At 58.2% G+C, this 24,028-nt stretch carries 39 protein-coding genes and 1 pseudogene; 21 read left to right on the top strand and 19 right to left on the bottom strand.

The window, feature by feature from the left end:
* Positions 1-7: 7 nt before the first annotated feature.
* The 13 genes and pseudogenes from RZR99_RS12225 to RZR99_RS12165 all read right to left on the bottom strand — a co-directional run bounded on the left by RZR99_RS12225 (position 8) and on the right by RZR99_RS12165 (position 7,462).
* Entirely contained in the window at positions 8-361 is a 354-nt protein-coding gene (locus RZR99_RS12225; RefSeq protein ID WP_323120026.1) for a hypothetical protein, read from the bottom strand.
* Positions 358-1,380, bottom strand: a complete 1,023-nt coding sequence (locus RZR99_RS12220; RefSeq protein ID WP_323120025.1) for a hypothetical protein — start codon at positions 1,378-1,380, stop codon at positions 358-360. The genes RZR99_RS12225 and RZR99_RS12220 overlap by 4 nt, the downstream gene beginning before the upstream one ends.
* Positions 1,381-1,411: 31 nt before the next feature.
* Positions 1,412-2,014 carry a hypothetical protein gene (locus tag RZR99_RS12215; RefSeq protein WP_323120024.1) on the bottom strand — a complete coding sequence of 201 codons (603 nt, stop codon included), beginning with the start codon at positions 2,012-2,014 and terminating at the stop codon, positions 1,412-1,414.
* The gene (locus RZR99_RS12210; RefSeq protein ID WP_323120023.1) at positions 2,007-2,228 is read right to left on the bottom strand and encodes a hypothetical protein; all 222 of its coding nucleotides are present in this window, start codon (positions 2,226-2,228) and stop codon (positions 2,007-2,009) included. The genes RZR99_RS12215 and RZR99_RS12210 overlap by 8 nt, the downstream gene beginning before the upstream one ends.
* Positions 2,221-2,637, bottom strand: coding sequence for a CXXC motif containing zinc binding protein (locus RZR99_RS12205; RefSeq protein WP_323120022.1), 417 nt, complete (start codon positions 2,635-2,637; stop codon positions 2,221-2,223). Before RZR99_RS12205 ends, RZR99_RS12210 begins: the two co-directional genes overlap by 8 nt.
* Positions 2,634-4,076 (bottom strand): hypothetical protein, encoded by a 1,443-nt coding sequence (locus RZR99_RS12200; RefSeq protein WP_323120021.1) that lies wholly within the window; start codon positions 4,074-4,076, stop codon positions 2,634-2,636. The genes RZR99_RS12205 and RZR99_RS12200 overlap by 4 nt, the downstream gene beginning before the upstream one ends.
* Complete coding sequence (locus RZR99_RS12195; protein WP_323120020.1) at positions 4,073-4,426, bottom strand: hypothetical protein; 354 nt, start codon at positions 4,424-4,426, stop codon at positions 4,073-4,075. Before RZR99_RS12195 ends, RZR99_RS12200 begins: the two co-directional genes overlap by 4 nt.
* 10 nt (positions 4,427-4,436) lie before the next feature.
* A complete protein-coding gene (locus RZR99_RS12190) occupies positions 4,437-5,027 on the bottom strand; it encodes a hypothetical protein (RefSeq protein WP_323120200.1) in 591 nt (196 codons plus the stop codon).
* 423 nt (positions 5,028-5,450) lie between these two features.
* A pseudogene (locus RZR99_RS12185) lies at positions 5,451-5,909 on the bottom strand (DNA cytosine methyltransferase); the annotation flags it as partial.
* A 112-nt stretch (positions 5,910-6,021) separates the two neighbouring features.
* Entirely contained in the window at positions 6,022-6,558 is a 537-nt protein-coding gene (locus RZR99_RS12180) for an Nmad5 family putative nucleotide modification protein (protein WP_323120019.1), read from the bottom strand.
* 292 nt (positions 6,559-6,850) lie between these two features.
* A complete protein-coding gene (locus RZR99_RS12175) occupies positions 6,851-6,988 on the bottom strand; it encodes a hypothetical protein (protein WP_323120018.1) in 138 nt (45 codons plus the stop codon).
* Positions 6,972-7,103 (bottom strand): hypothetical protein, encoded by a 132-nt coding sequence (locus tag RZR99_RS12170; protein ID WP_323120017.1) that lies wholly within the window; start codon positions 7,101-7,103, stop codon positions 6,972-6,974. The genes RZR99_RS12175 and RZR99_RS12170 overlap by 17 nt, the downstream gene beginning before the upstream one ends.
* Complete coding sequence (locus RZR99_RS12165; protein ID WP_323120016.1) at positions 7,100-7,462, bottom strand: hypothetical protein; 363 nt, start codon at positions 7,460-7,462, stop codon at positions 7,100-7,102. Before RZR99_RS12165 ends, RZR99_RS12170 begins: the two co-directional genes overlap by 4 nt.
* 661 nt (positions 7,463-8,123) lie before the next feature.
* Between RZR99_RS12165 and RZR99_RS12160 the strand changes: the two genes are divergently transcribed.
* Positions 8,124-8,306 carry a hypothetical protein gene (locus RZR99_RS12160; protein WP_323120015.1) on the top strand — a complete coding sequence of 61 codons (183 nt, stop codon included), beginning with the start codon at positions 8,124-8,126 and terminating at the stop codon, positions 8,304-8,306.
* Between the two features lie 128 nt (positions 8,307-8,434).
* On the opposite strand, the gene RZR99_RS12155 is transcribed toward RZR99_RS12160, so the two are convergent.
* The 3 genes from RZR99_RS12155 to RZR99_RS12145 form a co-directional block, all read right to left on the bottom strand.
* The gene (locus tag RZR99_RS12155) at positions 8,435-9,724 is read right to left on the bottom strand and encodes an MFS transporter (RefSeq protein WP_323120014.1); all 1,290 of its coding nucleotides are present in this window, start codon (positions 9,722-9,724) and stop codon (positions 8,435-8,437) included.
* Positions 9,725-9,882: 158 nt separating this feature from the next.
* Positions 9,883-10,803 carry a LysR substrate-binding domain-containing protein gene (locus RZR99_RS12150; RefSeq protein WP_323120013.1) on the bottom strand — a complete coding sequence of 307 codons (921 nt, stop codon included), beginning with the start codon at positions 10,801-10,803 and terminating at the stop codon, positions 9,883-9,885.
* A 104-nt stretch (positions 10,804-10,907) separates the two neighbouring features.
* Entirely contained in the window at positions 10,908-11,384 is a 477-nt protein-coding gene (locus tag RZR99_RS12145) for a helix-turn-helix domain-containing protein (protein WP_323120199.1), read from the bottom strand.
* Here RZR99_RS12145 and RZR99_RS12140 point away from each other — a divergent pair.
* Positions 11,354-11,656: a transcriptional regulator gene (locus RZR99_RS12140; protein ID WP_323120012.1), complete on the top strand. Its 303-nt coding sequence runs from the start codon at positions 11,354-11,356 to the stop codon at positions 11,654-11,656. The two genes, RZR99_RS12145 and RZR99_RS12140, sit on opposite strands and share 31 nt — an antisense overlap.
* 195 nt (positions 11,657-11,851) lie before the next feature.
* Here RZR99_RS12140 and RZR99_RS12135 read toward each other — a convergent pair whose 3' ends face one another.
* Entirely contained in the window at positions 11,852-12,142 is a 291-nt protein-coding gene (locus RZR99_RS12135) for a hypothetical protein (protein WP_323120011.1), read from the bottom strand.
* A 156-nt stretch (positions 12,143-12,298) separates the two neighbouring features.
* On the opposite strand from RZR99_RS12135, the gene RZR99_RS12130 reads away from it, so the two are divergent.
* The 8 genes from RZR99_RS12130 to RZR99_RS12095 all read left to right on the top strand — a co-directional run bounded on the left by RZR99_RS12130 (position 12,299) and on the right by RZR99_RS12095 (position 16,531).
* On the top strand, positions 12,299-12,673 hold the full coding sequence (locus RZR99_RS12130; RefSeq protein WP_323120010.1) for a helix-turn-helix domain-containing protein: 375 nt from the start codon (positions 12,299-12,301) through the stop codon (positions 12,671-12,673).
* A 297-nt stretch (positions 12,674-12,970) separates the two neighbouring features.
* Positions 12,971-13,270 (top strand): hypothetical protein, encoded by a 300-nt coding sequence (locus RZR99_RS12125; protein ID WP_323120009.1) that lies wholly within the window; start codon positions 12,971-12,973, stop codon positions 13,268-13,270.
* A gap of 1 nt (position 13,271) precedes the next feature.
* Positions 13,272-13,634: a hypothetical protein gene (locus RZR99_RS12120; RefSeq protein ID WP_323120008.1), complete on the top strand. Its 363-nt coding sequence runs from the start codon at positions 13,272-13,274 to the stop codon at positions 13,632-13,634.
* A gap of 9 nt (positions 13,635-13,643) precedes the next feature.
* Entirely contained in the window at positions 13,644-14,498 is an 855-nt protein-coding gene (locus tag RZR99_RS12115) for a ParB/RepB/Spo0J family partition protein (RefSeq protein WP_323120007.1), read from the top strand.
* The gene (locus RZR99_RS12110; protein WP_323120006.1) at positions 14,495-15,472 is read left to right on the top strand and encodes a helix-turn-helix domain-containing protein; all 978 of its coding nucleotides are present in this window, start codon (positions 14,495-14,497) and stop codon (positions 15,470-15,472) included. The genes RZR99_RS12115 and RZR99_RS12110 overlap by 4 nt, the downstream gene beginning before the upstream one ends.
* The gene (locus tag RZR99_RS12105) at positions 15,469-15,645 is read left to right on the top strand and encodes a hypothetical protein (RefSeq protein ID WP_323120005.1); all 177 of its coding nucleotides are present in this window, start codon (positions 15,469-15,471) and stop codon (positions 15,643-15,645) included. The genes RZR99_RS12110 and RZR99_RS12105 overlap by 4 nt, the downstream gene beginning before the upstream one ends.
* On the top strand, positions 15,642-16,178 hold the full coding sequence (locus RZR99_RS12100; RefSeq protein ID WP_323120004.1) for a DUF1064 domain-containing protein: 537 nt from the start codon (positions 15,642-15,644) through the stop codon (positions 16,176-16,178). The genes RZR99_RS12105 and RZR99_RS12100 overlap by 4 nt, the downstream gene beginning before the upstream one ends.
* Entirely contained in the window at positions 16,175-16,531 is a 357-nt protein-coding gene (locus RZR99_RS12095) for a helix-turn-helix domain-containing protein (protein ID WP_323120003.1), read from the top strand. Before RZR99_RS12100 ends, RZR99_RS12095 begins: the two co-directional genes overlap by 4 nt.
* A gap of 7 nt (positions 16,532-16,538) precedes the next feature.
* Here RZR99_RS12095 and RZR99_RS12090 read toward each other — a convergent pair whose 3' ends face one another.
* Both RZR99_RS12090 and RZR99_RS12085 read right to left on the bottom strand, forming a co-directional pair.
* Positions 16,539-16,817 (bottom strand): BrnA antitoxin family protein, encoded by a 279-nt coding sequence (locus tag RZR99_RS12090; RefSeq protein WP_323120002.1) that lies wholly within the window; start codon positions 16,815-16,817, stop codon positions 16,539-16,541.
* A complete protein-coding gene (locus tag RZR99_RS12085; protein ID WP_323120001.1) occupies positions 16,777-17,049 on the bottom strand; it encodes a BrnT family toxin in 273 nt (90 codons plus the stop codon). Before RZR99_RS12085 ends, RZR99_RS12090 begins: the two co-directional genes overlap by 41 nt.
* 92 nt (positions 17,050-17,141) lie before the next feature.
* Here RZR99_RS12085 and RZR99_RS12080 point away from each other — a divergent pair, with 92 nt between their 5' ends.
* The 11 genes from RZR99_RS12080 to RZR99_RS12030 all read left to right on the top strand — a co-directional run bounded on the left by RZR99_RS12080 (position 17,142) and on the right by RZR99_RS12030 (position 24,028).
* Positions 17,142-17,606: a nuclease domain-containing protein gene (locus RZR99_RS12080; RefSeq protein ID WP_323120000.1), complete on the top strand. Its 465-nt coding sequence runs from the start codon at positions 17,142-17,144 to the stop codon at positions 17,604-17,606.
* Positions 17,597-17,911, top strand: a complete 315-nt coding sequence (locus RZR99_RS12075; RefSeq protein ID WP_323119999.1) for a hypothetical protein — start codon at positions 17,597-17,599, stop codon at positions 17,909-17,911. The genes RZR99_RS12080 and RZR99_RS12075 overlap by 10 nt, the downstream gene beginning before the upstream one ends.
* The gene (locus RZR99_RS12070; RefSeq protein WP_323119998.1) at positions 17,908-18,159 is read left to right on the top strand and encodes a hypothetical protein; all 252 of its coding nucleotides are present in this window, start codon (positions 17,908-17,910) and stop codon (positions 18,157-18,159) included. The genes RZR99_RS12075 and RZR99_RS12070 overlap by 4 nt, the downstream gene beginning before the upstream one ends.
* Before the next feature lie 229 nt (positions 18,160-18,388).
* Positions 18,389-18,805, top strand: coding sequence for a hypothetical protein (locus tag RZR99_RS12065; protein WP_323119997.1), 417 nt, complete (start codon positions 18,389-18,391; stop codon positions 18,803-18,805).
* Between the two features lie 37 nt (positions 18,806-18,842).
* Positions 18,843-19,151, top strand: coding sequence for a hypothetical protein (locus RZR99_RS12060; RefSeq protein WP_323119996.1), 309 nt, complete (start codon positions 18,843-18,845; stop codon positions 19,149-19,151).
* On the top strand, positions 19,151-19,429 hold the full coding sequence (locus RZR99_RS12055) for a hypothetical protein (protein ID WP_323119995.1): 279 nt from the start codon (positions 19,151-19,153) through the stop codon (positions 19,427-19,429). The genes RZR99_RS12060 and RZR99_RS12055 overlap by 1 nt, the downstream gene beginning before the upstream one ends.
* Positions 19,410-19,931, top strand: a complete 522-nt coding sequence (locus RZR99_RS12050; RefSeq protein WP_323119994.1) for a glycoside hydrolase family 24 protein — start codon at positions 19,410-19,412, stop codon at positions 19,929-19,931. Before RZR99_RS12055 ends, RZR99_RS12050 begins: the two co-directional genes overlap by 20 nt.
* Before the next feature lie 17 nt (positions 19,932-19,948).
* Entirely contained in the window at positions 19,949-20,434 is a 486-nt protein-coding gene (locus RZR99_RS12045; protein WP_323119993.1) for a hypothetical protein, read from the top strand.
* A gap of 435 nt (positions 20,435-20,869) precedes the next feature.
* On the top strand, positions 20,870-21,373 hold the full coding sequence (locus RZR99_RS12040; protein ID WP_323119992.1) for a terminase small subunit: 504 nt from the start codon (positions 20,870-20,872) through the stop codon (positions 21,371-21,373).
* A complete protein-coding gene (locus RZR99_RS12035) occupies positions 21,348-23,474 on the top strand; it encodes a phage terminase large subunit family protein (protein ID WP_323119991.1) in 2,127 nt (708 codons plus the stop codon). The genes RZR99_RS12040 and RZR99_RS12035 overlap by 26 nt, the downstream gene beginning before the upstream one ends.
* An 8-nt stretch (positions 23,475-23,482) precedes the next feature.
* Positions 23,483-24,028, top strand: coding sequence for a hypothetical protein (locus RZR99_RS12030; RefSeq protein WP_323119990.1), 546 nt, complete (start codon positions 23,483-23,485; stop codon positions 24,026-24,028).

Genomic DNA, 24,028 nt, shown 5'->3' with positions numbered 1-24,028 from the left:
GTCTGGTTTATCGAACAACGACAACACGGGCCCGCGAACAACAGTCCACGAGTCGGCTATAGACGTCCGGCATGACGTTGACGCAACCGTTTGTGATGCTCCGGCGCTCGGAAACAGATCCTCGGGTCAGGCGGTAGTAGCGGCGCTCGGCGGGCTGGCGAAGCCATACACGGTGAATCGCAAACACGCCGGAGCTGTCCTCCGCGAACGCGAGCACATCGCCGCCATACCCCGGTGCAGCCACCTGCCGAGGTTGGGCTTGAAACTCGCCTATGGGAGTTTTCGGGCCGACCAGCGCGGGATAGCAGCTACCGGAGAAGCAGATGACCGCAGAGGCCAGATGGATAATGATGTCGGTCATCCATGCACCCGAACGAGAGGTGCGATGACGGGCGTGATGTACGTTCCCATATCGCACGGGACAATCTGAACAGTCGTCACCATCTGCTGAATCGAACCTGACGAGCCGCCGCCGCCTTGGCCCCAAGCACCCTCGGACCCACCGCCGCCGATCGCGATGTTGCGCGCGCCAGCGAGGCCAACAATGGCCGTGAACATCACGACTTGCGAGCCGTACCGATGAAAGCCTGTGCCGCGTTCGTCGCTGATGGGTACGTCGCGGTACGTCTCGTTCCCATTCTGGTCGAGAAGGGGCTCAATCAGGTCATCGTGGCCTTGCTCGATCTGCGAGTTCAGGAACAGTCCGAAATACGTCCCCTTGACTGGCATCGACCGCTTTCTAACAATCGGGCCGCACGCCAACGTCTCTTTGACGATGTTCCCAACTGCGAGTTGCGATGCGGGTGTCGGCGGGACGACGGGTGGAATGTAGATCGCCTTGTAACTGCTTGTGGTGTTGGCCTGGACGCTGGTGTTTCCCGTGCCGATGTTTTGTCCGTTCTGCGCACCGGATTTTGAGCCGCTGCTCGCGGCCTGCGACGCGGAACCGCCGGCGCCACCACTGGCGGTCGTGGTGTTGTTCGAGCCGTTTCCGTTGCCGTTATTGCCGTTACTCAGGGTATTGCCGCCGGAGTTCGAGCTAGTGTTTCCAACACTTGAGCGGTTGTCGTTGTTCGACGTGTTGCCGATCGAATTCGCGGAGCCACCACCACCGCCGGCAGCGTTCAGCGAATTGTTAGCGGCGTTGTTGGATTGCTGTAGATCGTTACGACCCGTGATGCCGACGCCCGCTACCGTGTTGTTCGCCGTGCTGCCAACCTGATCGGCATGGTTCTGATTGTTGTTTGCTTGACTCGTCGTGTCGCCCATGTTCTGACTAGAACAATTTCCGGTAGGCGGGCAGGTGGATTGAGCTGCGGACAACGAAGGTGTCGCGAACATCGCAGCGATAAAACAGATATGGAGTACGAAATATTTCATGAAAAATTCCTTTGCGTAGATTGTTTATTCTTTAAGTGCGGGTCGCGAGAAGGGTGCGGAGTGCTTGCTCGTCGGCTTCGAATGCCATCGCATAGCACCAGTCGATCGCGTTCTGGATTGCCTTTCGCTGTTCGTCCGTCAGTCTCTCTCGAACATCCAACTGCGGGGCGTCCGCAAGAAAGCTCGACCACAGGTCGACCATGTAGTTTGTCCACCGGTATTCGCCGCCGATCTTCACGTTCAGCGCGAAGGCAACTGCACGGTCGAGCATCGCGGGTGTCGGATCAATTGGCACGAGCGCATTCGTCTTGCCTTGCTTGTCGTCCGTCACCTCGGCGCGCGGCTCTCCGTTGAGCCATTCCCTGATTTCCGCTGCGCGGCATGCGAGCGCTCGATCGTCACGCGAGCCCTCGGCCACCGTGACTTTGATCTCGTCTCGGTTCGTCGGAACCTGATTGTCGGTGAGACGGTAGAGCAGTCCGCCAGACTGGAGCCAGTCTCCAGCGCGCGGCTCCGGCCGACTGGTGAGAAGAGCGCGCAATTGGTTGGCAGTGTCGCGATACTCCGCGACTTGGCAGATGTTTGCGGCGCGGTTAATCAGCGACCGCTGTTCGTCAGTCAGCTTACTAGTCATGGTCGGCTCCGATGATCACTTCGCGCTTGTAATAGGTGTTGCAGCCGCACTTCGGACAAACCATCTGTTTGATGCAGAGCTTCGCGGAATAGCCCTTTGCCGGGCCGCCATCCGCAAGGTCGGAGTGCATGCCTTTCCAGCCGCATTTACGAACCTTCGAGCACTCGATCGGGATGTCGTTTTCGTGCGTCGGCGTGTTGTTGATTTCAGGCATGGTCTTCACCCTTCAAATTCAATTCGACCCACGCGCGCATGCGCTGCCAGCGGGCCTCCGGCTTCTCGTCGTAGTCGTACCAACATGCTTCGTCGTTCTCGAAAACAATCTCGGCGGCTAGGGCTGGCGCGATGTCGAAGGCCGCACCGACCGAATCTCTGTCGCCAGGATCGAGCTTCGACATTTCGATGCCGCGCGCAGCACCGAGTACACCGAGCGTGCAGAACTCGCCGTCTGTCGACCGAAGTTCGTTGGCGATAAGCCGTTTTTCCGGCATGGCATCGAGAGCGGCCGCAAGTTCACGCAGGAACGCTTGTCCGCGTGCGCCCTTGATTGCTGCGTTGACTGCGCCACGCCAGCAAATCAACGGCCAGCCGCCGCAATCGTCGCTATATCCGCTTCTGCTCATTTGCTGTCTCCCTGGAGAAGGGTGCGGAGCGACGCAGCGAGCTTGTCGTCGCGTACAGTCAACGACTCAGCAAGTCCGAGCGCGAACTCAACGCCCTTGCGCTGTTCGTCGGTCAGGCTCGGCACTTTCGCGGTGGGCGGGGCGGCATACAGTTCGCCCGCGTCGAAGCCGATCGAACGCGCGTCTGCAAGCGCTTGGCGGATAGTGTCTTGGTCGTCGGTCAGCCACGGCACCCAGGCAAAGCCCGGAATTCTCCTGCGGAAGCCGATCGCCACCTCCCCTGCATCAGCGGGGGCGCTGAGACGGCAGATCCCATCCGTGCGCTTCTCACACGGCCCGAGCCCGCTGCACATGCACGTCGTGCGCGCCTCTGCCGGTGCGTCGGCCTGCGCGGGCACGGGTACGGCATAGGAAACGCATTGCTCGATCGCGTTCAGCGCGCAGTTGCGCAGCTCGTCGAGCGTCGCGACGATCGCGTCTGGCTCGCCCTCGGGGCTGTTTCGGTCACTGATCTCGCACACGTTCGTCAGGAACATATCGAACCAGTGCGGCAGTTCGTTCGCCGCCATAGCGGGCGAGCGGGAGTCTCGGAGTACGTGTTTGATCAGCGCATCGACAGCCATTGCACTACCGAACTCGACGGTTCCGCCATCCGTGACGCGTCCGCCAACATGTGCGATCCGCTCGCTCAGCGTCATACCAGTTGTCGGCGTAGGTTGTTGCGTACTCGCGCCACAATCCGCGCACTTACCATCGACCCATGTCCATTGATGGGCGCATACTTCCGCAGCGTGCGATGCTGCCGCTTCCGTCCCCGCCCCCGTCTCACTGGCAGATGCGGCGCGGGCTGCGGCATCTTGTAGCGCGGCCTGGATGTAGGCGACGAACTGTTGCATCACTTCTTCGGTTTCCGATGCCTTGCAGTTCCGGTATTCCGCGAGGAAGCCGACAGCATTTGCCGTTACCCACTTCCGGTCTCTGGGCAGAAGTTCTTGCGCCGCCCGTTCGTCCACCGGCGCGGGGGCGGCTTGGGTTCCGGGCTTTGCCCGCAGAGCTTGTCGATGCCGTTGATGCTCGACAAAGAATCGAATCGCCTCATCGTCGTACCAATGAGCAGGTGTCGTCGACTCAAAGGCGTTCATGATTTGTTCGGCAGCCATGTCAAACGCAGCCGTGTACCAGCTTTCCCACGTTTCGTTTTCTTCCGGCGGCATCTGGCCGAAATTCGCGAGGATGTCATGCACCTCGACGCGAATGCGGTCGATACGGCCGATCGGCGCTGCTGCGGGTTGCTCGACATGGGATGCGGCGAGCGTCTCCAAAACTGCATGCGCTTCTTCGCGAGCCCGCGTGTTGTTCGGCATGAAGCTGCGCGCGAGATTGATCGCTTGGCGCTGTTGAACCGTCAGCGCATCAGCGCGGCTATTTTCGGTGGTCATGCTGCCTCCGTCGCGCGCTCGGCGAGCGCTTCATCGACCTTCGTGCGCGACGCCGAGCCCCGAGCCGCGCGCTGGCGACGCAGGGCGTGCGCTAGTTGCCATGCTTCGTCCGTGAACGTGATCCAGTGCGTCGGCTTCCCGCCGAAATCGGAAAGCGGCCCGAGCAGCTTGGCGGGAACACGCCCGAAGGCCAGAATGCCGGCGTCCGCAAACTTGCGGAGGGCCGTCAGATCGTCGTCGTTCATCCGCATGCCTTCGAGCAGGCCGCCGTATTCAACGCTGCAGGATTCGGCGTAGAGGATGATGCTGTGCTCGGTCTTCGTGAGCGTGGTGATGTCGATGGTGGTCATGGTGTAGGTCTCAGTAGATCAGGATGTCTTGCGCGGCGAGGATGAATTGCGTCGCCGCTTCGTCGTTGATCGCGTTGCCATAGGCGCGCAGTCGTCCCACTCGGTTCTTGGGTCGAACTTCCCCCAATGAATCTTGTGAACTACCGTAAGTCCCAAACTCTCCGAGAGGAAAACTAGCGGGGGCATCCTCGTAGATGCCGGGATACCCAGCTTCCGATGCAAACCGTGCCACTGCTGATGACAGTAGACGCAAAGTGTTTGCAAATTCTCGATGCTGTTGTCCTGCCAGTTTTCGTTGACGTGATGGATCGCCAACTTGTGTTTGCCGCCACAGCATTCGCACATCTCTTTCAGCGCGAGATCGCGGGCCTGTACCATCCGCTGCGTCCTGCTTTCCCCGAGTTTCCCTCGTGTGTTCGAGCAGGTAAGCGAGCAGAATCTGCGCTTCATGAACATGCCGTACTCCTCCTCCCCACTGGAATAGACTCGGGGAATTAACTGCTTGCCGCAGCGCTCGCAAAATCTCTCTGGCTTCGTCTTGTAGTCTGATCGCCGCTTCATCTATCGCTTCCTCGACTTTGGTTTCGAGATCGGGGCGCAAAGGTCCCATTCGGAGGGGAGTCCCATCAACCATCTGCTGAATTCTGGCCTCAACTGGCCGCCACTTTCCATCCCGGCAGAGGAGCCAGTCAGCAGCTCGCCAGAAGCCGTTAGTCGGGCCGGCTGACTCGATTCGCTCGAAGCCGTCAGGCAGACCATCGCTGCCAGATCGGGACCGTGCGACCGCATCGCCTCGCGAATCCCTCCCTCCGTCGAGCGCACACCCTTGTCTGCGAGCGCTGCTGTCGGCGTCGGCCAACCGGCGAGCTGCGCGACGAGTCCGAGATCCGTCAAGCTGGCACCCATCCGCGAACCCTTCGCGATCGACTTGAGCTTGCGCGCGATGAACTGTTCGGGCGTTCCGCCTGCTTCGCAGGCCGTTGGCGTAGGCCATCCAGAAAGCTCGATCGCGGATGTTCGGCGCACCGACGCCCGCAGACGGAAACGGGACACACCCGAAGGGGTAGTCCAGCGCTTCCATGTCAGCGTGTACAAGGTCGATCCAAGGCTCGACAGCTGAGCTCGCAACCTGCTCTCCAAAGATGACTGGAGGTCGGCACTCGCCGATGAGCCAATACCAGTCAGGCCACAAGTGCCGCTTGTCATCAAACCCAGCTCCTTTGCCTGCCGCGGAGAAAGGTTGGCAGGGGCAAGAGCCGGTCCACACGGGACGGTCGTCGGGCCAGCCGGCGCGTCGAAGTGCGTGCGACCACACGCCGATTCCGGCGAAGAAATGGCACTGGTCGTAGGCTCGCAGGTCATCAGGTCGGACATCCTCAATGCTCCTTTCGTCGACATCGCCAGGGGCGATGTGCCCGGCGGCTATCAAGTTGCGCAGCCACTGAGCTGCATACGGGTCAATCTCGTTGTAATAAGCAGGCATGGCTGTAGGTCAGTCGGCGCATTGGCCGGGGCTCGAACGCGAGTGGTGAATCAGCATGAAGCAGTTGCGTTGCCTTGAATCCGAACACCGCTCAGTGAAAATCGAGGACGGGTTACGCAGCCTCGCGTCGAGCACGTGCTTTCGCCGCTTTCGGCCAGCCGGCGGCGGTCAGATCCGCTACGAGGTTCGCGACGACGGGCACGGTGCGGTCGATTGGCGCGTCTGCGTCAGGAAGGTATTTCGCGAACTTGGGCAGACGTTCATGTGCTTGTTTAACTGTTGAACAAGCGTTGATGATGGAAACGACACGATTGCGAATACCGAGGCGGACATCTGCCTGTGTTTTTTTCGCCTTCGCAAGATCAGATAGATCTGACCAGAAATCGGTATCAGAGGTCATCGCGGCGCGAGTGTGGGAACCGCTGTCAGCGGTCACGACCGAGACGCTGCTCAGGTCGCCCGGCGGGGACACGTACCCGGTCTTGAAGAAGTGGCCGAACTCTTTGAACATCGCGCGCAGTTTTGGCGGTAGCCGATCTATTGCCCATTTCTGCATGAGTACGCGGCATTGCTCGTCGTAGTCGACCATTGGCACGTCGTCGAGGACGGCCGTGACGAATGCGTCGCGGTGATAGGAAGTCAGTCGCATGGAAGGTTCCAAAAAGAGGCTGGCCCGTACAGGCGCCAGCATCAAGAGCGCCGTAGGCACTCGCCAGGGGGAAATCTCAAGGGCGGATGCTCGACGCTCGCATGAGGCAGCGTTTAGCATGAGATTTGCAGACACCGTTTAACCGCGTAGGGATGTGGCCGAGCCCACCGACCACCGCCGAACATCCGCTCTTGAGACAACCAAAAAAAAGGGTGCTTTCCAAGCCACCCACCAAGACCGCCGCACTTATCCGAGGGCCATGTGCGGCGGGGTAAAACACGATCAGCAGGACTCAGCCGTGAACCGATGCCTGCACTTCAAACTTCTGGCCGCGTTCATTCGCCTGCGAGCCCCAGATCAGGAAAATCGCGACGGCGACAGCGGCGCCGATCCAAACTTTTAGACCGCTCATGTCAACCTCGCCGGGCATCGGCATAGCCGAGCTGGTATTCGATGGTCAGTGACGATGGGGCAACGCCGTGAATGGCGTCGTAGTAGCCCCTGGCCCATTCCAAAATTCGATTTCTCTCTTTGCTGTTGGTCATATCAGGTCCATCTGTTCGAAAGGCATGTCCGGCCACACGAGCGCGCCCTTGCTTGCGTTCGGGCGCCAGTGGATGACGCGCATGTTTCCGTGCCAGTGCAGTCCAGATACGGTCTTACCGCGCAGCGGCACGATGTGATCGACGACGTGCAGCTCGCCGGTGTCCCGCGTGAGTCTCCGCGCCTCAGCGTGAAGTCTTTCGATGGAATCGCGGTCCGCCCAGGGCGGCGTTGCACGTCGCTCGTGCCGGCTGCGCAAGGTGCTGCGTTTCTTGCCACCCGGCGCCTTCGCAGGACGGGTCTTTCGAAATTCGAAAAGCGGCCCGACGTGGAATCCGCCGACGAGGGGCAGGGCTTTCATGAAGTGGAGACCGGACGCATTACGCCGACGCCGCAGTTGTGACACCCGTCTCCGTCGTGACTGTTCGGCGTCGTGCATCGGCAGCGGGTGCAGCGAAACATTCGATACATGTCATTCCCCAATAGAAGAACCAACCAGATAGCCGAGATAGAACGCCAGACATGCCGTCACCACGCCAGAAGCGAAACCAAGAATGAAGCTCATCATGTCCATCTGGATTACCTGGAGCTGCATTTATAGTTACGGACTACAAAACGATGAGCGAGGACGCCTGCATTCACACCTGAAGGAGTACGGGCTATTTAGAGTCGCCGCGCCGACTTCAAGCGTCCCCGCTCAAACGGTATTTCTACTCGTCGCCGTCTTGACCTTTGCTATGCATCCCGATGGCAAGAGCAGCCATCAGCAAGAGCGCTCCGATAGTCGCGCCAGCGGTAAATCCCAAAATGAGGCTCGTTGCGTCCATCGTGGCTCCGTCTTGGCGCCGGTAGGGTGGCGCGTTGATGGAATAGTAGGCGATGCCTCATATCTTGTAAAGAGGCAATACCATATTTTTGCGCTTGACCTTCGGTTTCATTGGTATGGCGCTGTCTGCTCGATGCTAGACATCGAGATTGCCTATGTCGTGCCTCGAGTAGGACTCAAGTAGCATGACAAATGCTTGCGTCAGATTGGTTGGAAGTGGGTCAAAGCAAGGCTGCTCTTTCTTGCGACGTACTTCTTCGAGGCTGGTGACGGCGCCTCCCGTTACAGCGGTCTGCGCACGCTCTCCGGTGCGCTTCGCGAAAAACCGCCGGTCGCTCAAAATATTCGCGACCTCGCGTTCTGTCGTGCTATGCTTTGACACGTTGCAACCTCGTATATTTATCAGGTATGGGATGACTGCAACACAAGCGCCCTATCGGTTGCCGCCGATGGAGCGCTTTTTTTTGCATCACTGGTTTGTGAAATTTAGCGGCAATGCCACGATGGTCAGATGTGGGCGGACTTCTTGTAAAACAAAGTGGCGGTGAAGCTTATGGCTGCGGCAGCCATAAGGTAGTAGGCCGGGGCCAGATTACTCATGGTTTTAGCGATTAGCCAAGTCACGATCATCGGCGCGAGACCGCCAAATATCATGATGGCGAAATTATGGGCGATTGCTATGCCTGTCGATAAAATTCGACCGGGTAATATCTCGAAGAATGCGGCTAGGATTGGCCCGGTATACGCACTTATCAATATTCCAAATAAAACCTCAAATATTAAGAGTGAACGCAGATCAGGATTGTTGTTTATGTATAAAAATAACGGATAGCTTGCTATGAAAATAGACGCGGATGATAGAGAAAGCAGTGGCTTTCTTCCATAATGATCAGAAATTGCTCCAAAGATTGGGGTGAACAACATGATTGACAACCCTCCTGCTATTCCGGCGGTAAAGCCGACGGATGGAGGGAGTTGCAGTGCCCGAACGGCATAGGTCGGTATGTAAAATAAAATTACATACGAGGTAGCCGTCCACAATACGACTAATAAAAAACTGATGAATGTTTCCCGAGGAAAATTTCGTATCGCGTCAACGAAGGGGGATTTTTCTTTTTTGAATTGCGCATCATGGAGAGGTAGGGTTTCACTCAATTGACTACGTATATAGAAACCAATAGGGGCAATAATTGCTCCGAACAAAAAAGGTAGGCGCCAACCCCAATTGTATAAATCCTTCTCCGATAGTTGCGTGGTCAACACTGTTCCGGCGGTCGTGCCTAAGACAATCGCAACTCCAATGCTGCTCTGAATCCATGCGGAATAATAGCCGCGCTTGTCCGCCGGAGCATGTTCAGTTAGGAACGCCGTGGCACTTCCCATTTCGCCGCCAGCAGAGAAGCCTTGTAGCAGGCGTGCAATGATGATGATGATCGGAGCCCAATAGCCGATGGAGTCGTATGTTGGGGCTAATCCAATTAGGATGGTCCCAGTCGCCATAATCAATATGGTTGCCGAGAGAGCCGCCTTTCGTCCTACCCTATCGGCATATGCACCAATAATAATTCCGCCAATGGGTCGGACAAAAAATCCGACGGCAAATGTTGCAAAAGCAGCGAGAAGTGAGGTTAGAGAATCACCTGTTGGGAAGAATAATTTCGCGATTATTATCGCAAAAAAACTATATATGGTGAAATCAAACCACTCAAGCCCGTTGCCTATGATGGTCGCGACGATCAGCGATCTAGTTTTAGGATGTGCTTGGGTAGCACTTATCTGTGCGGCAAAATCTATCATGGATGGCTCGCCCCCAAAAAATGTCACTATTCAAGATGATTGTTTACATTTCTGTCCAGTCATCTCAGAATGATGTGGTTTCAGCTGGCATATCGTGCTGAACTTACAACATCGTTAGATACATTGTCAGCGAGAGCGAAGGAAACCGAAATAGCTATTTAGGCATGGGGTGATGACTTTTCGGCATGATCTTGGCCGTCTGCACTCTGGGGTTTGAACTGAGAAAACACCCATAGTTTGAATGTCTGAGCGGCAACAGATTCCATCCTGTCGCGTGGCCATAGGACATAGTATCCTCCGCCCAGACTGGCGGATTCTTGGCAGGCTTTAACGAGCTCGCCTGACTCAAGCAATTCGTTCACTAGCGCGCTCCATCCGAGCAGGACGCCTTGCCCCCGAAGAGCTAGTTCGACTAGAAACGGGTAGTTGTTTGACGTGATGAATTTTCTTGGTTTCAACGTTGCGCCGCACAACTGAAACCAGTTCTGCCAAGTCATCCAGAGGGCTGGCGAGTCTGCTCGATTGAGCAAAGTCATCTGTGCAAGTTGGTCAGGGGTGATCAGCTGGCCCTTAAGCAGGGACGGGGAGCAGACGGCCAAAACTTCTTCGCCTGTGATCCGCTGCGTCTTCATGCCCGTATGATGCTGTGAATCGTTGGTGTAATAAATTCCGACATCGAATTCGGAAGGCTGTAGCCGCTTCGGATCGTCAACTACAATCACGCGGGGTGAGATCTCGGGATTGGCTTTAATGAATTCAGGAAGCCGCGGTGCCAGCCACAAAGTAGAAGTGCCGGCGCCACATGCGATGGTGATATTCTGCGTCCCCTTTTGCTTCATCAAATCGTGAGTGGCCGACGCGCAACTCCCCAAGATTCCGCGGATGTCATTTGCATATTTTTCCCCGGCGGGTGTTAGGGCCAATCTTTGACGTTTGCGAGTGAATAGAGCCCGGCCTAGGAATTGCTCCAGACGCGAGACTTGTCGGCTGACCGCACTCTGTGTAATGTTGAGTTCCTTTGCGGCGCGAGTGAAGCTCAGATGTCTTGCGGCGGAATCAAAGACAACCAGACTTTGCATTGGGGGGAGCACGTCTGGCATAAGATTTCGTCCGGATATAAATACGAATATTTATGCGTGCATAGGAATACGCGAACGCCTTGCTTCCAATGTCGGCTTCCAGTTTATGCCGCGTCCTTCCCAATCTTAGCTTTTCTGTCGACTCGAATGCTCAAGATCATCTTGGCCGCGCCAAGAAGTTGTATTCGCTCACGTGGAGTCATTTTCTTCACAAATTTAACTATCTCGACTGCGGCATCGTCAGGGAGTGCGCTATCTAATGCCTCGTGACTTGCCGACTGCATCATCCCAGATGTTGCTGCGGAAAAGTCAAGCCCCCAATGGTCAGGGCCCACGACGTCGGAAAAATATTCCACCAGATCGTTGATCCGCTCTTTGGCGAGTCTACCGTACTTCACCCAGTCCTGAACCGAGGCAGGTTTCACGCCCATAGCGGCGGCTAGGGCGACCTTAGTGACGCCCTTCTTGATCCGCGCTTGCTCGATGGCGGCGCCTAGTTGATTGCCTGTAAGCATTGCCTCATTAAATCTGGTAAGCACTCGATGTGGCAATGCCTCCTTGCAAAAAACAGGCATTGCCATATAATTGCGCCATGAACACGCCAACCACCCTTGCCATCCGGAAAGCTTGCGATCTCGTCGGCGGGAAAGCGGCACTAGCTAGGCTGCTTGGGGTAAAGCCTCCGACAGTTCAGCAGTGGGCGAATGGGGCAAGACCCGTTGCCGTCGACAGATGCGTCGCGATTGAGCGCGCAACAAAAGGGGCGGTGTCGCGTATCGAGCTTCGACCCGATGATGGGCACCTCATATGGCCTGAGATCGTTCCCCCTACCGAAGCAAAGGAGGTTGCGTGACGCCGGACACTTTCCAGGTGAGGTATCTGTACGCCCGTCTCGCGCTCTGGCTGATTCGCCCGGCGATCAACTTAATGTGGGTGAAGGCGGCTCGAGATGCCGAGGTGCGCCGTGCAAGTGCCCGACCCCCGGAGGCGGTATATCTCGAGATCGCACAAGAGATATGCGAAATGAAGGCTGCTGGCATCCCGGACCCTATTGACCGGGAAGTATTCGCCGAATTGCTTCGTCCAGCATGTCGTCGATCAATGCGTCGTCGATCGAGGTACCCAATAGCTGGTCCCTGGCGACTTCGAACCGAGCGCGGATCTGAGCAACGATGGTTGTCTGCTGGTCCTCGGGCAACGCGGAAATGAATCCCTGCATTGCGTGCTGTGTATGCGAAATTTGCATATGCAGACGCAGAATTTGCGCCTCTTGGCTGATCAGGCCGCTGCGATATTTTTCCAGCAGGGCGAGGAGTTGATTCAGTTTGTTGTCGTCCATGCGAACCCTGTTGTGCGGTGGTTGAGGAAGTAAGGAGCTTCAATTCTCGCATAGCGGTGGTTCGCATCCAGTTGTCCGGTTGATGCAAAAAATTTTGCGCCCTGGTTGAGTCGTAATTCCAGTCGTAACCCAGTTGAATTTTTCTATGGAGGCCAAATGCACTTACAGGCTGACACCCGCGCCCACACGGGCGTGCAGCCGAACCCGGCTGAATTTGTACCTCAAGAATCGATCGCCGAGTGCGCTTCTTTCCGTGATGCCGTTTGTCTCGCGTGGGAACAGCGAGCAGTCCGCGGCATGACGCAAAGGACGCTCGCCGAGCTGATGGATGTCCCGGCGTCGCACCTTTCGAACATGCTCAACCGTGATCCGATTGACAGACATGGAAAGGCGCGACAGGACCTGCCGGCTCGGCACATTGCGGATTTTGAGCGGATCGTCGGCAACCGGGCGGTTTCGCAGTTTCTCGCCCGCATGGCCATGCTGACGCTGATGGAGGAGGTCATTCACACGAGGGCGACTATGAAATGACGGACGAGGATGCGCTTCGGATTGGCCGGAAAGCCGTTGAGGACGCCCGGCGACGGGTGGGTGATGACCGAAACGCACTGATGGAGGAGATCGGGCGGCAGATTGAGTCGGACCCGGAGAGGTTGGAAGCCTTCGCCCTAGCGGGGCATCTGATTCTCCGGTCGTTGCAGGAAACCAGGCACTAGCCGAGCACCGACCGAAAGGTCGGCGCGTGAGCCCCGCTGAGAAGAATCGTTCCGAAGGTCATTTCAATTTGAATTCGTAGTCCTAATTGGCTTCGGCCGCAGGAGAAACCACTTGAAAAATCATTTCGCCCCGCGGTCTGCCAGCGGCGCTTCTTCGACGCAGCAAGACAGCTATCACTCGATTGCCGTGCCCGAACTATCGGCAAAGCAACGCATGGTTCTCGACTGTTTCCATTCGCGCGCGACATTGCTGACGCGGGAGGACATCGCGGATCGCACGAATCTCAAACTTTCCAGTGTGTGTGGGCGGGTGCGAGAACTGCTCGACGATGGGCGGCTACAGAAGCGCGGCACGCGGAAGTGCATCGCTACCGGAAAATCGCAAGAACTGCTCGGGCTGCCGGTCGCGTGAGATGGCGCGCTATCACGTCCGATGCCGGCATTGCGAGGCGCGCCGTGTTCTGCACATGAAGCCGGACACGTTCGAGCAGGCCGCGTATCCAAAGTGCGTGCAGTGCGGCGCACGGGACTGGCGACTGGACGTTTGGATGATGAAGCGCGACACGACCGCGACGCGATGTGACTGCGCTGGCTACCACTTTCCGCATCGAATGGGGAGCTTCTATTGCTGGCACCGGCCGGATGGCAGCGATCGGTTGCCCGGCGATGTCGATTTCTGGACCCGCGACATGACTCAAGACGATCACGACGCGCTCGTCGCCGCACGGCGTGCCGAGCTTGACGAAAACGAATTGCCGCTCAGGGAAGCGGCTTAGGAGAAGGTTATGGCAAAGAATTCGATCGACGCATACGGAGCGAAGGGGAAGGGAAACCTTATGGATTTCGATCCTAGGGATTTGGTTCTGGTTACAGACGAATCGCATCCGCTGTACGACTCACGTGTTCACCTGCCGCTTGACGAGAGCATGGTGCGCAATATCGATTTTCAGGGCGTGCTAGTTCCCATCGAAGTGACGAAGAACCCGGAGACTGGCGATACCGAGGTGGTGACGGGGCGTCAGCGCGTAAAGAATACTATCGAAGCGAATCGACGGCGGGAAGAGCGCGGAGAGCCGATACGTCTTGTCAAGGGGTTCATTCGAAGGCTAGGCATCCGCGAGCGCGCACTCGTTTTGTCGGCGGCGACGGCGAGCGAAAACGCTATCCGGCAGCAAGAAACACCCATTTCGCGTGCCGAGAAGATGGCAAAGCAACAGGGCTACGGCCGCTCCGATGACGAAATCGCGATCCTGTTCGGCGTCTCGGCTCAGACCGTCCGCAATTCCATCCAGTTACTTGAATGCTGCTCGGCCGTCCAAGAAGCGGTCGAGAGCGGGCAAGTCAACGTGAGCCACGCAAAGCGACTGGTGACATTGCCCCCTGACGAGCAGCGAGTGAAGCTCAAGGAACTGATCGAAGCGGGTGCCGGGGCAAAGGGGCATGCGCGGAGTCGTGCGCAACGCGCCGTGATGGAGGGTAGCAAGCCGTCCATGAAGACGCGGAAGAAGATCGAGGCGGAGCTGGCGGAATCGACGGGCGAGCGCGCTGAAGCATTGCGCTGGGTGCTGGGCCTCAACGAGGAAAGTGAGGCGGCGGTAGAGGTGGACCCCCGCCAGATGGCGCTTGTTGAGTCCGCATGAGTACTCTCATCATGTCCCAGTGCTGGCCGTTGGGCGGCATGTCGATCGCTCAGAAGGCGGTGCTCGTTTCGCTGGCAGACAACGCGAACGACCAGGGCGTGTGCTGGCCGTCGATCGGAACCATCGCTAAGCGGACGTGCGCGTCTGAGCGGGCGGTGCAGAACGCGATCAAGTGGCTGGAAGAGGCGAAGATCGTCAAGGCGAATCGAACAAACGGGCGCCATACGAGCTACACGATAACCCCCGCAGCATATGCACCCCCGCAGGAGATTCACCCCCGCACCAAATGCACCCCCGCAGCAGATTCACCCCCGCAGGAAATGCACCCCACCCCCGCAGGAGATGCGGGGGACCCCCGCACGGCGTGCGTCCCACCCCCGCACCAGGTGCCGTCTAACCGTAAAGAACCACCAGAAGAACCGTCATTGAACCGTCAACCTGCGCGGCGTGCGCCGCGAGTTGCGTTGCATTCGGAAATTCTGAGCCTCGACCTACCCGACTGGCTGCCGTTCGATGTGTGGGATGCCTGGTGCGAGCACCGCGAGGCGAAGGCCAAGGATGCGCCTTGGACGATGGCGGCGGCCAAGGTGTCGGTCAAGCGGCTGAGGAAGCTGCTCGACGCTGGCCAGCCGGTCGAGGTCACGGTGGACGAGGCGGTGCTTCGCGGCTGGACCGGGCTGTTCCCGGTCAAGGGCGACTCGACGCAGAGCGGCGGGGCTGGGTCGGTGCCGTCTGACTGGCACAAGACGACGGCGGGGGTTGTTGAGCGCGGTAAGTCGCTCGGCGTGACGCAGCGCGAAGGTGAAGTGTTCATGCGCTTCAAGGCCCGTGTGGTGAAAGCTGCCGGCCCGGGCGAATGGATGGAAGACATGCTCCGAGACGCGGCGCGCTTTGGCGATGAGCAGTACGAGGCGCTGTACCGATATTTCAACGACATTCCGCGAGACGCAGGCTCTGCCGCGGACGCTGCATGACGGCTGCCGAATGCCGACAATCGTTCCGTGAGGCGGTCATCGCTGGTCGGAACGGTCACTACGGCCTTGCGCAGCAGCTGGTCCATCGCGTCCGCGTGAAGTTTGGCGAGAAGGCCGCGGAAGACCAGAAGCGGGAGCTTTGGGCCTACATCAAGAGCGGGAAGCCGGCATGACGAAGCGATCTGCATGGCCGATGGTAGTCCCGGCCGGAACTGTAGCAGTCGGGACTGCCCGTGTTCGGGAGGATAGGGTGGTGGGGCGCAGTTTCGCCGAGCGTGAGATCGAGCGTCGGACAGGCGGCCTGCCGAATTCTGATTTCGATGACATCGCGTCCGGGGATCTGGACCGCTCGCTGTTCCCGCCGATGATTACGGCGAAGAAATCGAAATATCGAAACGAGAGATGCGAGCACGACGGGATCAAATTCGACAGCAAGCGGGAGCGGTCGCGCTGGTTTGATCTGGCTCGGCAGCAGTCGGCGGGGTTGATCAGCGACCTAGCGTTGCAGGTGCCGTTCATTCTTGCCGATCCGGTGGTGATCGGCGGCCGTAAGCGGCCCGCACTGAGGTACGTAGCGGATTTTGTCTACACCCGCGATGGCAAGATTGTCGTGGAAGACGTGAAGGGGCGAATTACCGAGGGGTATCGCATCAAGCGGCACCTCATGAAGCATATTTTCGGCATTGACATCGTGGAGGTGAAATGAAGACGGACAAGGGCATCAATCCGGCGTGCTGGCAGGTCTGCGATCACATATTGCGCAATGGTGGCCGACTCGGGATGACACTCGAACGAATCGCGCGTGATCTGGGCATATCGGAAGATTCCGTCAAAGGACGCGTGCGAAATCTGCTCGATGCGAAACTCATCACTCGCATCGAGGGCACGCGCCCGAGCGCGTATCGCTGCAAGGTTCGCAAGCTGCCGCCGCCAGTCGAGTCGACCCAAGTGCGCCAGCTACGGGAAGCGGCGGAGCGGCAACACGCGCGAGACGCGGCTATCGCGGTTGCGGTGGTCGCGGTAGACCGAATGGTCCGGGCAAGCGTGGAGATGTCGTGAGACGTTGTCACACCTCAAGGTCTTTCGGCGAATGCGTTTTCAGCCAGTCTTGTACCGCTGCGTTCAACCGTGTTTGCCAACGAGGCCCGGCTGCCTTGAAGGCTTCCAGGATGCTGTTGTCAAATCGAATGGTTGTTGATGTTTTGTTGCTGCCATTAGGGCGTCCTCGACGAATGAGCTTGTCGCCGTGGTACAGGTCGGCCTCTTCGAAAAACTCGTCGGTCAGTTCGGGGGCATCGTCTGGGTCAACCCACTCGGTGGGAGTAGTGCTTCTGTTCGCGTTCATTTGCTTTCCTCATGCTGATGAGGCGGCGAACTTCGCCGCGTGGCGTCCATACCATGATGACCATTCGGTCATCGAGCTTGCCGACGGTGATATAGCGCGTCTCGCCGTAGTCTTCGCGAGCATCTTCGATGGTGTAGTGGATGCCGGCGAACACCTCGACCGCGCGCGTAAAGTCCAGTCCGCGTTCGGCGAGCGTTCTGTCTCTTTTGGCTGGATCGAATTCGATTTCCATATCAATTATTGTACTAACAAATATTCGAAAGAGCAAATGGTTTGCGCAGTGATGCGTGGCGGTGAAGGTGCGACAGCTGGAGGTGCCGTCGCATGAAACGGTCTGCTCCGCTCATGCGAAAGAAGCCGCTCAAATCCGGAGGCTACTCCCGAAAACCCTCACCGTTCCGAAGCCTGACGAGCGGATCGACACTGAAACACCAGAAGGCGATTGTTCGCCGGATCAAAAGGCCGACAGGCGCCGAGGGTGCGAAGTATCTCGCGGCGTGCCGTGGCGAACCCTGCTATCTCCGCGTGCCCGGTGTTTGTCGTCTTGATCCGAGTGATCCGACCGTCGTGCCGTGTCACTCCAACCAGGCACGACACGGGAAGGGGGCGAGCCTCAAGGCGAAAAACGAATTTACGGTTCCCGGCTGTATGTCTTGCCACGTGTGGATCGATCAGAACCGCGTCGGCACGGCGAAGCAAGAGAAATTTGACGCTTGGGATCAAGCATATGAGGCGTGGGTGTCCGTGCGCGCACGCAAGATGGGTTTGTCGGAGGGCGAATGCGATTGAAGGTCAGGTTGACGCTGCCGGGGACATGGCGAGGAAAGTACTACAGCGAGAACTACATAACGTTCGAATGTGTCGTCGTCAAGATCCGCAGCCCGGTGCATAGCTGGCGAAACGGCAAAACTTGCGGCGGTTGGATCTATGCGGATGTGATCCTCCCTGAAAAGTATCACCGGTTCGCAGTCGAGGGGGCGTGGAACACGGACGGGACGTATCCGGTGGAGGTCGTGATAGCGCACAACGCTAAGTCGCTCGCGCCGTTCCTGGGGAGCGGAGATAGAGAATGGTACGTGAGGGAAGAACAATGAAACCTGTCTTCAAGATAGTCGAGACCCGGACGGACACGCGCACGCTTCGCGCCGTGATCGGCGAAGCTCAAATTGTGGACATCCTTGCCCAGGCCGTGGCTGCCGCTGGCGGTGTGAGTCTGAGCGACTTAGCTGTCAGTACAACCGGCTACATTTCAACGAGTGACAGCAGCATCGGCCCGCGCAAAGAGGCTGTCATCGAGATCACGATCGATCACGCTAAGCTCCCCACGGTGGCGCAGGAATGAGCGCGCACCTTTACTTTGACGCCGCGGCCATCCCGGAACCCGTGTCAATCGCCTGCATTCGTCTGCCGGAGCCATCCGGCGGACATCGAGTTTCCTTTGTCGGCTTCCCGGTCAGTTGCCGAGATCGCGGGGCAGGCGAGATCGAAGTTTCGTTTCCGCGTAGCGACGAAATTCGAGCGGCAATGATCAACTGGCTAATGTATTGGGGTATCCCATGGAGGGTGCTGCCATGAGTTTGCCGCAAGAGCCGATCAACGATCTGCCGCATAGCGTGCGCGAAATCGCCGAGGTCATCGGTCGGGAACAAGCTCTCGTTCTGCTCGGGAGATTGCCTCGAGCATACACGCGCGAGCATCCGAGTGGCACGCCGATCCTATACGTTCCCAAGACACTCAAGCCAGACCATGTTCTGGTCGAGATTATTGGCTGGGGTGATGCCAGTAAGCTGGTTAAGGCGTTCGGCGGCGAAATTTTGCAACCATCCGCCTGTACGTCGATGGTCAAGGCGTTTCGGAACGCCACGATTCGCGGGATGGCGGCACGTGGCCTTAAACGCCGGTTGATCGCAGTTCAGATCGGCGTATCGGACAGCACGGTCGAGAAGGTCCTATCCGTAAAACCGCAAGAGGAATTGGCCGGCGCGTGACGTTACGTTACGGATACGACAAACGCAGGCGGTATCTGTGGACAAATTTTCTCCCTATCTTGGCATGATCGCGGCGGCGGCCTTGGGCTCCGTCGTGTCGTTGCCATTCCATAAGGATATTGACAGCCTGCCCAAGCGCGCGTTCGCCATTGCCGCCAGTTCCACCGGGGCGAACTACATCACGCCGTTGGCGATCGATCATTTCCATATCTCTCCGATGCACTCCGGGGCCGTAGCCTTCCTTATCGGATTGTTCGGTTTGTCGATGGTTCAGGCTGTCATTCGCGGATTGTCCAATGCGGACTTGTGGGCGCTGATTCGTCAGCGCTTCGGTGGGGGGCAGTAATGATCAACGCTACCGTCCAGGCGGCAAGCGCCGCACTATTCACTATTTCGGCCTACGCGATCCTTTCGCCACGTATTCGCGACGGCGTTCTGGGTAAGTTGTGTTGGTCGTTTCTGGCGCTTGCCTGCGCGGCGATTTTCATTGGCCGTCACCCGCTCGATGTTGCGCGTCTCAACGCGGCAGGGATGGTCGGCGTTGCCGGTCTGCTATTCGTCCGTGAGGCGATCTTGTATGCGTATTTCAAGTGGAGGAAGCCCCATGCCTCGAATAGCGGCTGATGTTGCTGGGGGGCAAAACGTCTGTGCGTTTCTCGACATGATCGCCCGGAGCGAAATCGACGCATATACGCTGGCGCATAGCGATGATGGCTATAACGTGCTGGTTGGTTCGCATGGCCCGATGGTTCGCAATGGGCAGTCGATCCCGGCGAAAGTCATGACGTTCCCGAGCTACGCGGCCCATCCGAACATATACAACGCGTCGCTGAACTCGACGGCCGCAGGCCGCTATCAAGCACTGAATCGGTTTGCAGTTGCCTATATGGCATCGCTTCGGCTTCCTGACTTCGGGCCAGTTTCGCAGGACCGCATCGCGATCCAGCAAATTCGCGAACGTCGAGCGATACCGTTGATCCTCGCTGGGCAGTTCGCCGCCGCAGTGACTGCTTGCTCGAATATCTGGGCATCGCTTCCCGGCAATAGCTACGGCCAGCATCAGAACCTCGTTACGACGCTGCAAAGTTATTTCGTCGCGGCAGGCGGCTGCGTCGCGAGCGCGTGAACAACGGAAAATCAATCATGCCGCTTTTCATCATTGATGTATTCAAGAAATTTGGCAGTTATGCCCTGGCTGGGTGCGTCATCGTCGCAGCGTTGCTGTATGCCCATCATGAGATCTATCAAAACGGATTTCAAGATGGGCAAGAGCAGATTCAGGCCGCGTGGAATGCAGAGAAGGTCAAGCAGGCCGCAGCGGTCGCAGAGGCAACTATCGCCGCAAAGACGACGAGTGAAACGAATTCGCAACATGCGATCGCTGCCGCTGTCCGGCAAAGCCAGGACCAGGAGCGTGTCCGGGCCACTTTCAAACCGATCGAAACGAAGGTAACGCGCTATGTTCAATCGCATCCCTCTGCCGCTACTGCTGGCGCTGGTCTCGATGCTGTCGGCTTGTCAATCTGGAATGCCGCCAACGCCGGCACCGATGCTAATCCCGGTGGCGCCAGTGGCGAGCATTCCCAGCAACCTGTTGGTGACATGCCCCCCACTTCCGCAAGCCAGTGATGGGATGATGGCTACATTGCTCGCCAATCATGTCGAGGTCGCCAAGCTGTATTACATGTGCCGAGCAACACACTCGAATCTGATCGATGCAATCCGTGGACAGAAGGGTATCTACGTCGATCCGATGGGTTCGCCCGGTACTTCGAGGCTCGATGTTCCAGCGTTCAGTCTCTCGATGCTGTCTGCGAGCCACGAAAAATCCGATTTGGACTACTGAGGATATGGCGAAGTCAAGTGTGTTGCAAACACACAACACTTGGGTCCTTCCTCGGGGGCGGGGCCCTGCGGAGGCAAGGCCCCCGCGCTCTTTCAAATCTGGGTGGGGAACGAAACGGCGGACTACGACTATATCGGTCTGTTTAAGGCGCTGAAAGTTAACGGTTAACCGTCGAATGGGAAGTAGTTAACGCTATGCCGAGGAATGGAAGCGGTCAAGTGGTGAACCGGGCCGGCGTCGCGGATGTGTTTGGGGTCGCGCTGACTACTGTCGACGCCTGGGTCAGGGCTGGCTGTCCCGTTATCCAGCGTGGAGGGCGCGGTGTCGAGTGGCAATTTAATACCGCTGATGTAGTCCGTTGGCGTGAAGACGAGCGTGTGCGCCAGATGGCCGGCGATGTGCCCGATGATGAAGGCAAGTTGCGGTGCCGCAAGCTGGCGGCCGAAACCTTGACTGCTGAGTTGGACCTTTCGAAGGCGCGCGGAGAAGTTGCGCCGGTCGCCGACTTCGAGCGCGTGACCGCGAAGTTGCTCACCACAATTCGCACGAATATGCTGAATGTGCCTGCCCGAACAGTGCTCCGCCTGCTTGGCGAGACAGACGAAGCTGCATTCAAAACCGTTTTGCGGGACGAGATCGTGACGGCGCTCGAGCAGTCCGCGGACGCGGACTTCGACCCAAGCGACGATGATTCCGATGTCGACTATGAAGGCGATGGCTGAACGCCAGATTCATCCATTTGCGAACGATCAAGCGATCAGGGGTGCGGTCCGTCGAGTTATTTTGAATCTGGTTCCGCCGCCGCATCTTCTTCCCAGCGAATGGGCGCAGAGGAACATTCATATCTCAATCGGCAATGCGATTCCGGGGCCGATCAATTTCGACAATGCGCCTTATCAGCGCGGGATGCTCGATTGCGTCGTCGAACCGGGGGTGCGGCGGGTCTCGTACCAGACCGGCGCGCAGCTCGGCAAAACTACCATCCAGCAGTGTATCGCCGGCTATTTCATCGAGCACGATCCACGCAGTCAGATTTTCATCCAGCCGACTCAGGGAGACGTGCAAACGTTCCTCGAAACGAAATTGCGCCCGATGCTGGAGGCGAATCCAACGATCGCGCGACGAATGGCGAAGCCGCGCGGACGCGATGGTGTTAACAACAGCCGGATTATCTCGTACATCGGCGGATGGTTGATGTTCGGCTGGGCCGGTTCTCCACGCACCTTGCGCGGTCGCTCGGCGCCAGTCACGCATGCCGACGAAGTGGATGGGATGCTGGGAAGCACGGGCGAGGGCGACCCGCTCGAACTGTTGGCGCAGCGCGGGGCGACTTTCGGCGACCTGCAGTTACGCACCGAGAGCAGCACACCGACGATCAAGGGCGCATCACGTATTGAATTATCGTTTCTGGCCGGCGACCAACGACGATATTACGTGCCATGCCCGGATTGTGGCGAGGCGCAGTACCTGAAATGGTCGCAAGTCGTTTGGAATGGGCGTGACGCCCCGGAGGGCGAGCAGGATCCGGACAGCGCTCGCTACGCATGCGAGCACTGCGGCAGTCTTTGGAACGACGGACAACGCATTGATGCGATTCGTTCGGCTGAACGCAAGGGCGGAGGCTGGCGAGCCGCCGAGCGGTTCAAGGGTCACGCATCGTTTCATGCGCCGGAGATGCTGTCGACGTTCCGCAAGCTGCGAGACATCGTGCAATCGTATCTCGACAAGATGGCGGCGGGTGACCTGCAATCGTTCGTGAACGTGTCGCTGGCAGAGACATTCGAGGAAACCGCTGAGAAAGTCGACGCCGACAACTTGTTCGAGCGACGTGAAGTCTACGCCGCGACGATACCGATGGGTGGCCTGTATCTGACGGCCGGCGTCGACATGCAGCCGGATCGCCTTGAGGTGTCGATTATTGCATGGGGAATGTTCGAACGGTCGTGGTCCGTGACGCACCGCGTCCTGTGGGGCGATCCTCTTGCCGGCGACGTATGGAATGACTTGGACGACTTGCTGGCCGAAGAGTGGCGACACGAAAGCGGAGTCATGCTGAAGGTGCAGGCTACCTGCGTCGATACGGGCGGCACGTCGGGTTATACCCAATGTGCATACGAGTACATCCGGAGCCGTCGATCTGGGCGAAGGTTCGCGATCAAGGGCATCGCAGGTTGGGGGCGCCCCGTGGTAGAGAAGCCCAAGCGCAAGCAATCCGGCAAGCGTAGCCGGAAGGTTGACCTGTTTCTGGTCGGTGTTGACGAGGCGAAACTAGTGATCATGCGACGCCTTGAACTGCAGAAGGACGGCCCAGGCTATTGCCACTTTCCCAAGAACGATGAACACGATGAATCGTACTTCGCCCAGCTTACAGCGGAAAAGTTGAGAACGAAGTTCGCGAAAGGCTTTCCGGTACGCGAATGGACGAAACCCGACAAGGCCCGTAACGAAGTTCTAGATTGTCGCGTGTATGCATACGCCGCGCTCAAGATCATGAATCCGAGTCTGGCCGGTTATGCCAAGCGCCTAGGAATCGATGTCGCTCGGCCGCGCGCGACAGTTAATAGCGCGGACCAAGAGAGGCCGGGGAAGACGGTCGCCGTTACGGCCGTATCGCCAGAAATACCCGCGTGGGCGCGTGCTGCTGCCATTGCCGCGGCTGAGCGGCAACTGGCGGCCACTCGGCCGGGCGCAGCGCATCCCACCGTTTCGGTGAGCGTAAAACCGCAAGAGGAATTGAAGGCCCCCGACCCGCAAACTCGGCGTATTCGGCGTTCGCACGCCTTGACCCAGGCGCGCAAGCGGGGATATGTCTTCAATTACTGAGCGAGCGAATGCAGAGTTACGACAGATTGCCCCACACGATCACGGCTGGCGTGGATTTCGGATGGCGAACGACGCTACCTGCGCACCCGACTCCCAGATGGACGCTGAAATTGCTGTTGCGTGGTCCTTCCGCGATTGATCTGGCGAGCACTGCGGCCGGTGCGCAGCATGTCTTCGCTGTGCCGGCCACTCAGACCGCAGCATGGGCCGCAGGCGAGTACGTGTTCAGCTTGCGCGCGATCGATTCAGGCGGTGCGGTGGTCGAGATTGTCGGTGGCCAGATCGAGATCGAGCGCGATCTGTCGGCTATCGAAACACCGATCGATACGCGCGGGCACCTTCAGAAGGTGCTGGACGCGATCGAGGCCGTCATTGAAAGGCGTGCGAGCAAAGATCAGGAGCGGTATCGCATCCAGGACCGCGAGCTATATCGCACGCCCATCGCCGATTTGATTTTACTGCGCAATCAATACCGGAAAGAGCTTCGAGCCATGCTGGCCGCGCAAAACGGCGGCAATTCGCTGTTCGGCCGTACCGTTCGAACCTGGCTGTAA

Origin of the sequence: Burkholderia alba (assembly GCF_034721475.1) — a bacterium.
Lineage (GTDB): Bacteria > Pseudomonadota > Gammaproteobacteria > Burkholderiales > Burkholderiaceae > Burkholderia > Burkholderia alba.
The sequence above is the reverse complement of the archived record's forward strand: the minus strand, read 5'-3'. Positions and strand labels throughout refer to the sequence as shown.

Coding starts and splice junctions, on each gene's coding strand:
- RZR99_RS12225 (WP_323120026.1), bottom strand. CDS start 361: ATGACCGACATCATTATCCATCTGGCCTCTGCGGTCATCTGCTTCTCC.
- RZR99_RS12220 (WP_323120025.1), bottom strand. CDS start 1,380: ATGAAATATTTCGTACTCCATATCTGTTTTATCGCTGCGATGTTCGCG.
- RZR99_RS12215 (WP_323120024.1), bottom strand. CDS start 2,014: ATGACTAGTAAGCTGACTGACGAACAGCGGTCGCTGATTAACCGCGCC.
- RZR99_RS12210 (WP_323120023.1), bottom strand. CDS start 2,228: ATGCCTGAAATCAACAACACGCCGACGCACGAAAACGACATCCCGATC.
- RZR99_RS12205 (WP_323120022.1), bottom strand. CDS start 2,637: ATGAGCAGAAGCGGATATAGCGACGATTGCGGCGGCTGGCCGTTGATT.
- RZR99_RS12200 (WP_323120021.1), bottom strand. CDS start 4,076: ATGACCACCGAAAATAGCCGCGCTGATGCGCTGACGGTTCAACAGCGC.
- RZR99_RS12195 (WP_323120020.1), bottom strand. CDS start 4,426: ATGACCACCATCGACATCACCACGCTCACGAAGACCGAGCACAGCATC.
- RZR99_RS12180 (WP_323120019.1), bottom strand. CDS start 6,558: ATGCGACTGACTTCCTATCACCGCGACGCATTCGTCACGGCCGTCCTC.
- RZR99_RS12175 (WP_323120018.1), bottom strand. CDS start 6,988: ATGCCCGGCGAGGTTGACATGAGCGGTCTAAAAGTTTGGATCGGCGCC.
- RZR99_RS12170 (WP_323120017.1), bottom strand. CDS start 7,103: ATGACCAACAGCAAAGAGAGAAATCGAATTTTGGAATGGGCCAGGGGC.
- RZR99_RS12165 (WP_323120016.1), bottom strand. CDS start 7,462: ATGAAAGCCCTGCCCCTCGTCGGCGGATTCCACGTCGGGCCGCTTTTC.
- RZR99_RS12155 (WP_323120014.1), bottom strand. CDS start 9,724: ATGATAGATTTTGCCGCACAGATAAGTGCTACCCAAGCACATCCTAAA.
- RZR99_RS12150 (WP_323120013.1), bottom strand. CDS start 10,803: ATGCAAAGTCTGGTTGTCTTTGATTCCGCCGCAAGACATCTGAGCTTC.
- RZR99_RS12140 (WP_323120012.1), top strand. CDS start 11,354: ATGCCTCCTTGCAAAAAACAGGCATTGCCATATAATTGCGCCATGAAC.
- RZR99_RS12145 (WP_323120199.1), bottom strand. CDS start 11,384: ATGGCAATGCCTGTTTTTTGCAAGGAGGCATTGCCACATCGAGTGCTT.
- RZR99_RS12135 (WP_323120011.1), bottom strand. CDS start 12,142: ATGGACGACAACAAACTGAATCAACTCCTCGCCCTGCTGGAAAAATAT.
- RZR99_RS12130 (WP_323120010.1), top strand. CDS start 12,299: ATGCACTTACAGGCTGACACCCGCGCCCACACGGGCGTGCAGCCGAAC.
- RZR99_RS12120 (WP_323120008.1), top strand. CDS start 13,272: ATGGCGCGCTATCACGTCCGATGCCGGCATTGCGAGGCGCGCCGTGTT.
- RZR99_RS12115 (WP_323120007.1), top strand. CDS start 13,644: ATGGCAAAGAATTCGATCGACGCATACGGAGCGAAGGGGAAGGGAAAC.
- RZR99_RS12110 (WP_323120006.1), top strand. CDS start 14,495: ATGAGTACTCTCATCATGTCCCAGTGCTGGCCGTTGGGCGGCATGTCG.
- RZR99_RS12105 (WP_323120005.1), top strand. CDS start 15,469: ATGACGGCTGCCGAATGCCGACAATCGTTCCGTGAGGCGGTCATCGCT.
- RZR99_RS12100 (WP_323120004.1), top strand. CDS start 15,642: ATGACGAAGCGATCTGCATGGCCGATGGTAGTCCCGGCCGGAACTGTA.
- RZR99_RS12095 (WP_323120003.1), top strand. CDS start 16,175: ATGAAGACGGACAAGGGCATCAATCCGGCGTGCTGGCAGGTCTGCGAT.
- RZR99_RS12090 (WP_323120002.1), bottom strand. CDS start 16,817: ATGAACGCGAACAGAAGCACTACTCCCACCGAGTGGGTTGACCCAGAC.
- RZR99_RS12085 (WP_323120001.1), bottom strand. CDS start 17,049: ATGGAAATCGAATTCGATCCAGCCAAAAGAGACAGAACGCTCGCCGAA.
- RZR99_RS12080 (WP_323120000.1), top strand. CDS start 17,142: ATGAAACGGTCTGCTCCGCTCATGCGAAAGAAGCCGCTCAAATCCGGA.
- RZR99_RS12075 (WP_323119999.1), top strand. CDS start 17,597: ATGCGATTGAAGGTCAGGTTGACGCTGCCGGGGACATGGCGAGGAAAG.
- RZR99_RS12070 (WP_323119998.1), top strand. CDS start 17,908: ATGAAACCTGTCTTCAAGATAGTCGAGACCCGGACGGACACGCGCACG.
- RZR99_RS12065 (WP_323119997.1), top strand. CDS start 18,389: ATGAGTTTGCCGCAAGAGCCGATCAACGATCTGCCGCATAGCGTGCGC.
- RZR99_RS12055 (WP_323119995.1), top strand. CDS start 19,151: ATGATCAACGCTACCGTCCAGGCGGCAAGCGCCGCACTATTCACTATT.
- RZR99_RS12050 (WP_323119994.1), top strand. CDS start 19,410: ATGCCTCGAATAGCGGCTGATGTTGCTGGGGGGCAAAACGTCTGTGCG.
- RZR99_RS12045 (WP_323119993.1), top strand. CDS start 19,949: ATGCCGCTTTTCATCATTGATGTATTCAAGAAATTTGGCAGTTATGCC.
- RZR99_RS12035 (WP_323119991.1), top strand. CDS start 21,348: ATGTCGACTATGAAGGCGATGGCTGAACGCCAGATTCATCCATTTGCG.
- RZR99_RS12030 (WP_323119990.1), top strand. CDS start 23,483: ATGCAGAGTTACGACAGATTGCCCCACACGATCACGGCTGGCGTGGAT.